The organism is Pedobacter foliorum (assembly GCF_013266735.1).
GTDB lineage: Bacteria > Bacteroidota > Bacteroidia > Sphingobacteriales > Sphingobacteriaceae > Pedobacter > Pedobacter foliorum.
In genome coordinates, this window is record NZ_JABSNU010000006.1 from 138760 (window position 1) to 150882 (window position 12123).

Genomic DNA, 12123 nt, shown 5'->3' on the forward strand with positions numbered 1-12123 from the left:
AGTTAAGAATATTTAATTACCTCCACACCAAATCTTCGCAGAAAATCAACACCTTCATCGCTAGGCAGCCCCTTGTACTCCGCATAGGAATCTTTATAGTAAACTAATTTAATGCCAGACGATAAAATTAACCTCGCACAAGCGATGCATGGAGACAAGGTGGTATACAAAGTTGAGCCTGATATTTTTGACCCATTTTTTATGGCATACAAAATCGCATTCTCTTCAGCATGTAATGCCAATGAACAGCTACCACGAGAATCTCTATCACATCCTGTTTCCGGCCATTCTTCATCACAGTTATGGGTACCGGCAGGCGGGCCATTATAACCTATAGAAATAATTCGGGTATCTTTTGTTAGTACAGCACCAACATGAGCACGCACACAATGTGAGCGGGCCGCCAGGTCGGTAGCCAAATTCATAAATATATCTTTAAATCCTTTCTTCATCTGATACGTTTTAAGTCAAAAAACAGGCTGGCAAATATAGGGTAAAAAAAAACTTCCCTCCTTTATACAAAGAGGGAAGTTTTTATGTGGAGGAGATTATTCTAGTGACCTCCTGCTATTTTTTTATCGAAATCAATTCCTTGCTTTCTAAGGATACCACTTACTTTCCATGCATAAAATGCAAGGTATGCGAAGCAAAGTACTCCTACTATATAACTGAATTGGATACCTGTAAACTCAGAAACATATCCTTGTAACCAGCTAATAATACCGCCACCCATGATCATCATGATTAAGAAACTACTTCCCTGACTTGTATTTTTACCTAAACCACTAACTGCCAAAGTAAAGATACAAGGCCATAATGTACTGCAGAATAAACCTACACTTGTAAGTGCATAAACACTCACCATACCTTTTGTAAACATACCTATCATGATTGCGATGATACCTATTACTGAAAATATCAACAACATTCTAGCAGGGTTTCCTTTACTCGCCATATCAGCAGCGATTAATACCAAAATAATTAATCCGTAAACATAAAAAGGAGCTAAATCATGGTGAAATATTGCATTAACACCTAAGAAGATTCCAAAAGCTAAATAAGGTGCTATAAATCTTAATATTTTTTGCGTGTTTACATTATCTGTAAAGGCCTCAACAGCGCCTGTCCATCTACCAATCATCATACTTGCCCAATATAAAGATACATATGGTGCAATATCTTTAATTGAGAATCCAAGATCTTTCTCCATGTAAGCAGGTAAATTACTTGCTGTAGATACCTCAACACCAACATATACAAAAATGGCGATCATACCCAATACCAACTGAGGGTATTTTAAAGCAGAACCTTTATGGCTTGAATCTTCATCTGTTGATTCAACTAAAGTAGGTCTGTCTGGCAAAGAAGATAACTTTAAAAATATAGCAACCGCAATAAATGCAACTCCTAAAATTAAGTAAGGCACTTTAACACTTTCGATACTTACATCTTCACTTGCAGTTGATAATGAACCAAAAATGGCAAAACTAACAATCAGTGGCCCAATAGTAGTACCAAAGTTATTAATACCACCGGCTAAAGTTAAACGTTGCGAACCTGTTTTAATTGGACCTAATGCAATAGCTAGTGGATTTGCAACTGTTTGCTGCAATGAAAAGCCTAATGCTACGATGAATAATCCAGATAACATTAATGGAAACGAGCCCATATTTGCTGCAGGATAAAACAACAATGTTCCAACAGCAGAAATAACTAAACCTAATGCTAATGAATTTTTGTAGCCTAGTTTATTTACAAGATCCTGCTTAATTAAAACTGAAATTCCATTATAAATTAATGCTCCAACTGTATAAGCAATATAAAATGCAAGTGATACCCACTGGCTCTGGCTTTGAGTTAAGTCGAATGCTTTTTTAAATACCGGTATTAATATATCATTACTGGCAGCAACAAAGCCCCAAAAAAAGAATACGGTAACTAAGGGAATGAACTGTCCCCACTTGGTTTGAGAATTTTCTGAACTCATTTTTAAACTTGGTTTTTTAGAACGCTAAACATAAATAAAAAAAACTATAAGCTAAAGTGTAATGTTTACACATTAGAGGGACTTACCTAGATGCATGAAAACTAGTAAAAAAATAAGACCACTTTATGTTTAAAATCGCATATTAGCGCATTATATATGTTAAACTGAATGTTTGAAGCAATATTACAAGGGATTGGTGCGGGGATTTTATTTTCGTTTTTAACGGGTCCCGTATTTTTTTCAATGATAAAAACCAGCATAGAAAAGGGCTTCAAAGCTGGGTTCTCTTTAGCTATTGGAGTAATTTTCAGTGATATAATCTTTATCTCGCTCACTATTTTCAGTTCCCAATTTGTAGATTATAATTCTGAATACAATCAATATATTGGCATCATTGGCGGGTTATTTCTTTTCGGAATTGGCTTATACTACCTTTTCAATAAAGTGAAAGTAAGCTATGATATTTCGGAAACCGTAAAAATTAAAAAAAGGGGCTACATCTTAAAAGGGTTTTTAATGTGCCTTTTATCTCCCTCTACTCTGATGTTTTGGATTATGGTTGGAGGTATTATTTCAGTACAACTGCATTACGACATGGCCGAAAAGGTTGTATTTTTTGTAATTGCAATGACTACGCAACTATCTGTTGATTGTGTTAAAACTTATTATGCTGCCAAATTAAGGTACCGCATTAAAGAGAAAAGCATCCAAAACTTAAATAAAATAGCAGGAGCTGTAATTTTAATCTTTGCAATCAGACTATTTATTCAGGTGATTATAAAATATCACATGTAAATAGGGCTAATAAAAAAGAGGGTATATCATAAATCATGATTACCCTCTTTTTCCATTTTCGTCATTCTGAATTTATTTCAGAATCTCTCTTGAGCATGTTTTTGAATAGTTGTTCTGAGATTCTGAAATAAATTCAGAATGACGGACAACTTATGATACACGCTCTTTTTGTATCTACTAGTAAGCTCTTTGATTGTTTCCTTCTTTCCAGTTTACAAAGGCTTTGTTAACAACCCTATTTCCTCCTGGAGTTGGATAATTACCTGAGAAATACCAATCGCCAGAATGATTTGGACAAGCTACATGCAAATTATCTAGAGTCTGATAAATTACCTCTACTTCTGCATTGATATTTTCTGGAGTAATAATTTTGGTAATTTGTGCCGAGATTTCTTCTTGTGTAAATGGTCTATAAATATCTTTCACATGATTTACAATCTGCTCTTTAGGAAGCAACAATGAGGCTTTACACTTCTGATATACCTCTTCTATCACATTCTCCATACCACGAGCTTTTAACAGCTGAATTGCTGCTTCAAAAGCTACAAACTGTCCCATCTTAGACATATCTATACCATAGCAATCAGGATAACGTATCTGAGGTGCTGATGAAACGATAATAATCTTTTTAGGATGTAATCTGTCGATGATTTTGATGATACTCTGTTTAAGAGTTGTACCTCTAACAATTGAATCATCAACTGCCACTAAAGTATCAGTATGATTTTTGATTACTCCGTAAGTTGTATCGTAAACATGGGCAACCATATCTCCTCTATCTGCATCCTGAGTAATAAATGTTCTTAACTTAACATCCTTAATCGCTAATTTCTCAACTCTTGGAGTCATAGATAATAACTCATCCAATTGCTCATCGTTCAAGGTATCTTTACGATGTAATAAGGTGTCTTTCTGTACAGTTCTTATATAACTATGCAGCCCTTCTACCATTCCATAAAATGAAACTTCAGCTGTGTTAGGTATAAAAGAGAATACGGTATTTTTTAAATCAGATTTTACGGCATTAAGTATCTGCTTACAAAGCAATGCACCTAAATGCTTTCTTTCTCTATAGATTTCTGCATCACTGCCTCTTGAGAAATAGATGCGTTCAAAAGAGCAAGCTCTTTTTTCTTCCGGCTCTCTAAAGATCTCTTGAGTTACAGTTCCATTCTTCTTAACAATAAGTGCATGGCCTGGCTCAATTTCTTTAACATCTTTAAATGGAATATTAAATGCAGTTTGAATTGCCGGGCGCTCAGAAGCAGCTACAACAATTTCATCATCCTGATAATAAAAAGCCGGACGTATGCCTGAAGGATCGCGAAGAATAAATGCATCTCCATTTCCAACAATACCGGAAATCGCGTAACCGCCATCCCAGTTTTTTGCAGAACGTTTTAAGATTTTAGCAATATCTAAATTCTCTGAGATTTTATGAGTGATCTGAACATTGTCAAGCCCTTCTTTTTTGTATTCATCAAAAAGCTCTTGATTTTCATCATCAAGGAAGTGACCTATTTTCTCTAAAACAGTAACAGTATCTGCCTGCTCTTTTGGATGCTGACCAAGCTCATAAAGTTGCTCCAATAACTCATCAACATTAGTCATGTTAAAGTTACCGGCAATAACAAGATTACGGGTCATCCAGTTGTTCTGACGTAAAAATGGATGGCAGTTTTCTATACTGTTTTTGCCATGTGTTCCATAACGTAAATGGCCTAGTAAAACTTCACCAATAAAACTCACATTAGATTTTAACCACTCCGCATCCTGCATCAATTCAGGAGTTTCGTTTTGAATATCAACAAATTTATTCTGAACGTAACCAAAGATATCCGCAACAGCATTTTGTGCCATTGAACGGTATCTGCTAATGTAGCGATGACCTGGTTTTACATCTAGTTTAATTGTTGCGATCCCTGCTCCATCCTGCCCACGGTTATGCTGCTTTTCCATTAACAGATAAAGCTTGTTAAGTCCGTAAAGTGCAGTCCCGTATTTTTCCTGGTAGTATGAGAGAGGTTTTAAAAGGCGAATAAAGGCTATTCCGCATTCATGTTTTATCGAGTCACTCATTAGTTGTTATTTGAGCGGCAAATTTACCGTTAATAATAATTAGAACCTAGAAAGAAATACAATCTTTAGGTCAGATTATAATTATCGGATATTCAAGCTGATACGTTCAGAAACAACATCTGCTCCAAAAAATATCGAGGCGTGTGTATTAAACACTTCCGCATCTCCTGAGGTAAAAAATGACTTCTTACCCTCTACACCAACCTTTGAGGCAATTTCAGGATGATTTTTTAAATATTGAACTAAACTATTCGCAACGATATCCCCTTGCCCCAATAGGCTTACATTTTCGGGTAACATTTCCTTTATTTTAGGAATAAGTAATGGATAATGCGTGCAGGCTAAGAGGATACAATCAATGTTATTATCCTTATCAAGTAATTCATTAATGTATTTTTCTACAAAATAATCCGCTCCCGGATCCAGATGCTCATTGTTCTCTACCAAAGGCACCCACATCGGACAACTTTGCTGTAACACCTTTACTTCAGGAAAAAACTTATTGATTTCTATAAGATAGGATTCAGAATTGACGGTTCCACGGGTTCCCATAACACCAATAGTTTTTGATGAAGTAAATCCTCCAACTACTTCGGCGGTTGGTCTGATCACCCCAAGAACTCTATTATTGGGATACTTAACAGGAAGCACTTTCTGTTGTATGGAACGTAGGGCTTTTGCAGAGGCAGTATTGCAGGCTAGGATAACCAACTGGCACCCCTGAGCAAATAACCATTCCACGCACTCTAAAGTGTACTGATATACGGTATCAAATGAATGATCTCCATAAGGCGAACGCGCATTATCACCAAAATAGATATAGTTGTATTGTGGCAACTTTTCAGCTATTGATTTAAACACAGTTAAACCACCATAACCTGAATCGAAAACACCTATGGAATGCTTAATATTCATTGTAAAAAAAACGGGATTGAGTTTTATCACTCAATCCCGCAATTTAAATATTTTTTCCTCTACAAACTGTCTTCTTTCGAATGTTGTGACAGAGGTGTGATTTTGATTATTTCTTAGGCGCTGGAGCTGTTGCAGTAGCAGTAATACCTAATTTAGTTTTAACAAGTGGAGTGATATCTTCACCACCATCCCAATAAACTAAAGATTGGTTTGCAGTATCAAATACATAAGCAAAACCTTTTTCTTTTGAAACAGCTTTAATAGCTGCATCAGCTTTAACCTGAATAGGGTTAAAAAGTTCTGCATTTTTATTTTCTAATTCTTGTTGAGCTTTTCCTTTTGCGTCAGTGATACGTTTCTCTAAATCCTGCAATTCAGCACCTGCTGTTTGTAGTTCTTTACCAACAACTTCTTTGTTTGCTTCGCTCATCGTTTTTTCTTTGGCCTGAGCTGCTTGATACTTAGTCTGATATTCAGTAATCATTTTTTCAATATCAGCTGTTTTCGTTTTTTGAAACGCTTCTAAAGTAGTTCTGGCAGTTTTAACTTCCGGCATTGCTTCAATAATTGCTGCTGAATTTAAGTGTGCCAATTTTTGTTGTGCATTTGCGATGTTGACAGTGAACAATAACCCAGCTGTTACAAAAAATGCGTTCATTAACTTTCTCATCTTTATTTTTCTTAATAATTGTTTTTAATTTATCTGTTTGTGTGTTCTATTTTAACATTGTTCCAGGCTTAAAACCCAGTCTTACTATAACGTCATTACTTACATCATAAGTACTACTTGCATAGATCATCATTGTTGCCTCGCTACTCTTATCAAAAATAAAATCGAGAATTTTAACTTTCGCTACTTCAGCAATGGCCTTTGTTACCTTCTCCTGAATAGGGCTTAGTAATTTTGAACGGGTCTGGAAAAGATCCCCTTCAGGGCCAAATATCTTACGCTGAAAATCTTTAGCTGCTTTCTCTTTTTCTATGATCTCGTTCTCTCTTCTCTTGCGCATATCTTCAGTTAACAATACCTGATCGGCCTGATAAGCTTTATACATCTTATCAATTTCTGTAAAGTTCGCATCAACTTTCTCTTGCCATTGTTGCGACAATACATTCATTTGATCAAGAGCTGATTTATACTCAGGTAAATGTTTAAGGATATACTCAGTATCTACATAAGCAAACTTTTGCGCAGATGCCCCAAACCCTACTAAAAGCAAAAAGCATATTAAAAAGTATTTTTTCATTTTTAAAAGCATTAATTAATTAAAATCCTCCCAATTGTTGAGCAATACTGAAAGTAAAGTTTTGTTTTCCTCCATCAGCAATATTAGGAATCTTATCAAAAGCATGCCCGTAATCAATACCCAACATTCCAAATATCGGTAAAAATATTCTAGCACCAATACCTGCAGTCCTTCTAACGTTAAAAGGATTAAAATCAGCGAACTTATTCCATGTATTACCACCCTCAGCAAATGCCACTATAAATGCTGTTGCTTGCTGACTTGCAATCACAGGGTATCTTAATTCCATTACATACTTGGTAAAGATAGGACTTCCTGAGTTTTGTGCAATATTAGCATCAGATCCTTGCGGTATAACTGCATTATTTGCATAACCACGCATTTTAATTACTTCTGAACCTTGTAAGAAATCGAATCCTTGCATACCATCACCCCCTAATTTAAAACGCTCAAATGCTGATTGACCAACTGCTGAGTTATATGTTCCAAGGAAACCAAACTGAGCTTGTGCCATCACTACAAATTTTCCTGCTAATCTTTGGAACCACTGAGATTCAAACTTCCATTTGTGGTACTCAGTAAATTTGTAACGCTGCTTATCAGATGCTGTTGCATAATTAAGACCATTTATAAGAGAGTATGGTGGCGTTGCCTGAATAGTAAACTTAAAGTACGATCCTTCAGTTGGGAAAATCTGGTGGTTTCTTGAATCTCTACTCAACTCCTGAGTTAAGTTAAGGTTATAAGAAGTACCAGTGTTAAATAAATATCCAGGATAGTTATTTAGGATATACTGTTGAACATTGATCGCATGAGTTAACTGGAAATAGTTATCAGGGAAATTCAACCTTCTGCCTAAACTAACCGTAACACCATTTAAACGAATCTTCTGGAAGTTAGAATTCCCAGGTTTCAAACCATTTGACTGTAATGAGGTAAATGCACTAACACCAAAACTTATTGGTTTCTTACCACCAAGCCAAGGCTCAGAGAAAGAGAAGCTATAAGATTGATAATATTTACCATTGGTTTGTCCACGAAGACTTAACTTCTGACCATCACCTTTTGGTAAAGGTTTATAGGCATCAAGATTAAATATATTCTTTAATGAGAAGTTATTAAAAGTTAATCCTAACGTTCCAATAATGTTACCACCACCAAAACCACCTGATAATTCGATCTGATCTGAAGGTTTTTCTTCAACCGCATACTCAATATCAACAGTACCATCGGCAGGATTTGGCTTAGGAGTAGGAACTGTTTTTGATTCATCAAAATTACCCAATTGTCCAATCTCACGAACAGTACGTATTAACAGTTCTTTAGAAAATTTCTCTCCTGGCTTAGTACGAATTTCTCTTAATACTACCCTATCATTTGTGATGGTATTTCCTTTAAGTGTAATACGGTTATTGGTGTACTGAGGTCCTTCATAAATGCGCATTTCAACGTCAACTGTATCACCATGGATTCTCGTCTGTACAGGATCTACGTTAAAAGTCAAATAACCATCATTAAGGTAAATGCTGGAAACATCATCTCCATTTGCACTACCTCTTAATTTCTTTTCAAGCTTTTCCTCACTAAATACTTCTCCCTTTTCAATACCAAGAGCCATCTCCAGCATTTTAGTCGTATACTTAGCATTACCAGCCCATGTTATATCACCAAAATAATATTTAGGCCCTTCATAAACATCAATATCTATACCTATCGACTTATCATTATATTGATAAATACTGTCTTTCAAAATAACGGCATCACGGTAACCTCTGTCTTGCATTTTAGCAACCAGGGTAACTTTATCCTCATCATATTTTTCCTTATTGAACTTACCGGATCCAAATACTTTATAGAATGCCTGTTGCTTTGTTTTCTTTAAAAACTTGCGAAGCTTAGCTGATGAAAACTCTTTATTTCCTGTAAAGTTGATCTCATGAACCTTTACCTTTCGGCCCTTATCAACATGTACTTCTAAAATCATCCCATTTTCCAGACTAGGATCAGGTTTGGTTTTATATTCAACAGTAGTAAAGAAGTAACCCTTTCCTAAAAGGAATTTCTTAATTGTTGCAGTTGTTGAATTGTATAAATTGTCATTGATAATAGATTTCCCGCTCTTTTCATTTAATTTCTCCATGATGTCAGTCTTTTGCGACTTACTTACACCACTAATCTCAAATGAACTTAAACGCGGTCGCTCAACAACTTCAATATCAAAATAAACAGTATCCTCTACAATTTTAGCGATATCTAACTGCACATCATCAAACAAGCCCTGAGCCCATAAGGTTTTTATTGCATTGGCCGTTGCTTCACCGGGCAATATAATACGCTCTCCTTTTATCAATTTAGATAGAGTGATGATTACATCCTTATCAATGAAATGAGTTCCGGTAAGCGTTGTACCTCCAATAATGTACTCTTTTGGGTTAAAATAATCCAAATCCAAGCCTTTAACTTTAAAGCTTGGTGGTGCAGTATTGGACGGTCGGGTAATTTGTGCCATTGATGGTAAACCAATCAATAACAATAATATGAGTTGATATATTCTTTTCATTTACAATCTAAAAATCGATGCTAAGTTAATTTAAACACATGTTAAAAAGTGTTAAAAGTAAAATTAGTTCAATTGTTCACTAATTTTACCAAAGCGGCGTTCGCGTTTTTGATAGTCTACAATAGCCTCAAAAAGGTCTTCTCGCCTAAAGTCAGGCCATAAGGTTTCTGTAAAGTAAAGCTCCGTGTAAGCCATTTGCCATAACAGAAAATTACTAACCCTATGTTCACCGCTCGTCCTGATCATGAGTTCAGGATCTGGGATATTTACGGTGGTTAACTCAGCTGCAAAATTTTCTTCATTAATGTCTTCTATATTTATCTTTTGATCTTTAACCTTCTGTGCCAGCTTCTTAGCTGCATCTATAATTTCCCATTTTGCACTATAGCTTAAAGCCAATGTTAAAGTACAGCGAGTATTATTTGCCGTTTTTTCCATAGCACTATGCAAATCCTCAATACATTTTTGGGGTAGCGAAGCAATATCACCTATAGCATTTAAACGGATATTATTCTTGTTGAGAGTAGCTGTTTCCTGATTAATTGTCGATATCAACAACTCCATCAAAGCATTAACCTCTTCTATAGGCCTATTCCAGTTTTCTGTAGAGAAAGCATAAACAGTTAAATATTTGATACCTATATCAGCGCAACCTTCAACAATGTCTTTCACAGACAGAACACCACTTTCATGTCCAAAGTGTCTGAATTTACCCTGATTTTTAGCCCATCGGCCATTTCCATCCATGATGATGGCAATGTGCTCTGGCAAACGTGTTACGTCGATTTGTTCTTTAAATCCCATTAATTTCCTGCAATATGCCTAAAATGTATAACATTTTTGGGACACAAAGGTATAAGATATGCCTATACCTACAAACATATATGTATCTCTTTTTCTAAAATCACCTCTCTGACTACCTACAGGGCCATAACCAGTTGCCCCTGTGGGATTTGAAAGGTATTGATTAATGGGAGTAGAGGGATATTTCCCACTAACATCGTCCAAATAATCAGTATAAGCGGTACGGTAACCAATCTGGCTAAATAACCCCCAATTTTCTTTTAATCTCACCTTTACCCCTACCCCATATGGAATAGTTAAACTATAATTCTTATAAGGAACTGCATCCTTACCATCTTCCTTTTCTGTTTTATATGGCCTCAACTTAACATTATCATACTTAATGCCATTATATTCAGGATAAGTAGCTCTGGGATTATACAATACACCTCCTACTCCTGTAAAAATGTAAGGAGAAAATATCTTGGTTCCGCCTCCTGCAAAGTATTCAAAAAAATTAAAATCAACTTGCAGGCTTACTTCATTTAGAGCTGTACTAAAATTAAGCCCCCTATCCCGAAAATCCTGATTATCTGATTTCGTATCATCCCCTTTTATCTTTCCATAAGTATAGTGAAGTCCAAAAGCCCAATATGGATTTATATTCGCTTTCACAAATGCACCAGCAGAAACACCGCTTATCTTTAGTGGCTTGTTTTGATTCAAATCACCCAAATAGCCTGAGCCTCCGACAACAGCACCCACTTCAAAAACCTGGGCCTTTGCACTAATTCCGCAAAGGAACATAGCAATAAAATAAACAAGTTGTTTTTTATACATTCTAATAATTCCGCGTATCAATGCCCCAAAGCAATTTATTTCTTAATGTAGTTAAGTAGGTTTCATTATTAAGCCTGATTAAATTTACGTGAAAGCTCGCTTTATTCAGTATTATTTTAACAGACCTATCTACCGTCTCTGTTCTTGAATCACAGGAAACCAAAAATTTAGAACTTCTGGCCTCAATTTCAAAGGTTAACGACACATCGTCAGGAATAATTACAGGCCGTACATTTAAGTTATGAGGTGCAATAGGAGTAATTACAAAGTTCTGAGAACTAGGATAAATAATTGGCCCACCGCAGCTTAAGGAATAAGCCGTAGAGCCTGTTGGAGTAGCTATAATTAAACCATCCGCCCAATAAGAGTTAACAAATTCATTGTTCATGTAGGCATGGATAATCATCATCGCTGAGTTGTCTCTTCTATGAATAGTTATATCATTCAGAGCGAAGTTTTCGTCACCAAATAAGCCTTGTTTAGAAGCGACACTCAATAAAGTCCTTTTATCAAGCGTGAACTCTCTATTGTGCAATGCTTCAAAGGCCTTCTTTATCTCATCCTTATTAATACTTGCCAAAAAACCTAAACGGCCAAAGTTAATCCCTATTACAGGAATTCCTGAATCACGGATTAACGACAATGTATCTAATAAAGTTCCGTCTCCTCCTAAACTCAGCAACACATCCGTTTCTCCTAAAAGATCATCGTGACATGTAAAAACCTGAATATTAGCAGGTAATTTTATTTTATCCTTTATATAATCAAGGTATTTATTATAAACAAGAATTGGGTTTTTATAACTATCGAGGACATTAAATACTTCCTGCACATACGGCAATACACTATTATTGAACTCTCTACCGTAAATTGCAATCTTCATTAATGTATTTTCTTTTGGCTGTTCTGAAATCTGT

Annotated in this window: 11 protein-coding genes; 1 reads left to right on the plus strand and 10 read right to left on the minus strand. The window is 35.7% G+C overall.

Translation table 11 applies throughout. The features are described 5' to 3' along the window. Nucleotides 1-2: 2 nt before the first annotated feature. Complete coding sequence (locus tag HQN83_RS13670) at nucleotides 3-452, minus strand: deoxycytidylate deaminase (RefSeq protein WP_246254506.1); 450 nt, start codon at nucleotides 450-452, stop codon at nucleotides 3-5. Between the two features lie 101 nt (nucleotides 453-553). After that, nucleotides 554-1987, minus strand: a complete 1434-nt coding sequence (locus HQN83_RS13675; RefSeq protein ID WP_173090918.1) for an MFS transporter — start codon at nucleotides 1985-1987, stop codon at nucleotides 554-556. 168 nt (nucleotides 1988-2155) lie between these two features. On the opposite strand from HQN83_RS13675, the gene HQN83_RS13680 reads away from it, so the two are divergent. Further along, nucleotides 2156-2782 carry a LysE family translocator gene (locus tag HQN83_RS13680; RefSeq protein WP_173090919.1) on the plus strand — a complete coding sequence of 209 codons (627 nt, stop codon included), beginning with the start codon at nucleotides 2156-2158 and terminating at the stop codon, nucleotides 2780-2782. A gap of 177 nt (nucleotides 2783-2959) precedes the next feature. On the opposite strand, the gene HQN83_RS13685 is transcribed toward HQN83_RS13680, so the two are convergent. The 8 genes from HQN83_RS13685 to HQN83_RS13720 all read right to left on the minus strand — a co-directional run bounded on the left by HQN83_RS13685 (nucleotide 2960) and on the right by HQN83_RS13720 (nucleotide 12089). Next, a complete protein-coding gene (locus tag HQN83_RS13685; RefSeq protein WP_173090920.1) occupies nucleotides 2960-4861 on the minus strand; it encodes an amidophosphoribosyltransferase in 1902 nt (633 codons plus the stop codon). An 81-nt stretch (nucleotides 4862-4942) separates the two neighbouring features. Then, on the minus strand, nucleotides 4943-5776 hold the full coding sequence (murI, locus tag HQN83_RS13690) for a glutamate racemase (RefSeq protein ID WP_173090921.1): 834 nt from the start codon (nucleotides 5774-5776) through the stop codon (nucleotides 4943-4945). 106 nt (nucleotides 5777-5882) lie between these two features. Beyond that, the gene (locus tag HQN83_RS13695) at nucleotides 5883-6446 is read right to left on the minus strand and encodes an OmpH family outer membrane protein (RefSeq protein WP_173090922.1); all 564 of its coding nucleotides are present in this window, start codon (nucleotides 6444-6446) and stop codon (nucleotides 5883-5885) included. Nucleotides 6447-6492: 46 nt separating this feature from the next. Continuing rightward, a complete protein-coding gene (locus HQN83_RS13700; RefSeq protein WP_173090923.1) occupies nucleotides 6493-7023 on the minus strand; it encodes an OmpH family outer membrane protein in 531 nt (176 codons plus the stop codon). 19 nt (nucleotides 7024-7042) lie between these two features. Then, nucleotides 7043-9583, minus strand: a complete 2541-nt coding sequence (gene bamA / locus HQN83_RS13705) for an outer membrane protein assembly factor BamA (RefSeq protein ID WP_246254508.1) — start codon at nucleotides 9581-9583, stop codon at nucleotides 7043-7045. Between the two features lie 63 nt (nucleotides 9584-9646). After that, on the minus strand, nucleotides 9647-10387 hold the full coding sequence (locus HQN83_RS13710) for an isoprenyl transferase (RefSeq protein WP_173090924.1): 741 nt from the start codon (nucleotides 10385-10387) through the stop codon (nucleotides 9647-9649). An 18-nt stretch (nucleotides 10388-10405) separates the two neighbouring features. Beyond that, a complete protein-coding gene (porG, locus tag HQN83_RS13715) occupies nucleotides 10406-11206 on the minus strand; it encodes a type IX secretion system protein PorG (RefSeq protein ID WP_173090925.1) in 801 nt (266 codons plus the stop codon). Nucleotide 11207: 1 nt separating this feature from the next. Continuing rightward, nucleotides 11208-12089: an NAD kinase gene (locus HQN83_RS13720; protein WP_173090926.1), complete on the minus strand. Its 882-nt coding sequence runs from the start codon at nucleotides 12087-12089 to the stop codon at nucleotides 11208-11210. Nucleotides 12090-12123: the final 34 nt, after the last annotated feature.

What these genes read in the sequence shown, in the direction of transcription:
- HQN83_RS13670 (WP_246254506.1), bottom strand. Translation starts at nt 452, where the DNA reads ATGAAGAAAGGATTTAAAGATATATTTATGAATTTGGCTACCGACCTG.
- HQN83_RS13675 (WP_173090918.1), bottom strand. Translation starts at nt 1,987, where the DNA reads ATGAGTTCAGAAAATTCTCAAACCAAGTGGGGACAGTTCATTCCCTTA.
- HQN83_RS13680 (WP_173090919.1), top strand. Translation starts at nt 2,156, where the DNA reads ATGTTTGAAGCAATATTACAAGGGATTGGTGCGGGGATTTTATTTTCG.
- HQN83_RS13685 (WP_173090920.1), bottom strand. Translation starts at nt 4,861, where the DNA reads ATGAGTGACTCGATAAAACATGAATGCGGAATAGCCTTTATTCGCCTT.
- murI (WP_173090921.1), bottom strand. Translation starts at nt 5,776, where the DNA reads ATGAATATTAAGCATTCCATAGGTGTTTTCGATTCAGGTTATGGTGGT.
- HQN83_RS13695 (WP_173090922.1), bottom strand. Translation starts at nt 6,446, where the DNA reads ATGAGAAAGTTAATGAACGCATTTTTTGTAACAGCTGGGTTATTGTTC.
- HQN83_RS13700 (WP_173090923.1), bottom strand. Translation starts at nt 7,023, where the DNA reads ATGAAAAAATACTTTTTAATATGCTTTTTGCTTTTAGTAGGGTTTGGG.
- bamA (WP_246254508.1), bottom strand. Translation starts at nt 9,583, where the DNA reads ATGAAAAGAATATATCAACTCATATTATTGTTATTGATTGGTTTACCA.
- HQN83_RS13710 (WP_173090924.1), bottom strand. Translation starts at nt 10,387, where the DNA reads ATGGGATTTAAAGAACAAATCGACGTAACACGTTTGCCAGAGCACATT.
- porG (WP_173090925.1), bottom strand. Translation starts at nt 11,206, where the DNA reads ATGTATAAAAAACAACTTGTTTATTTTATTGCTATGTTCCTTTGCGGA.
- HQN83_RS13720 (WP_173090926.1), bottom strand. Translation starts at nt 12,089, where the DNA reads ATGAAGATTGCAATTTACGGTAGAGAGTTCAATAATAGTGTATTGCCG.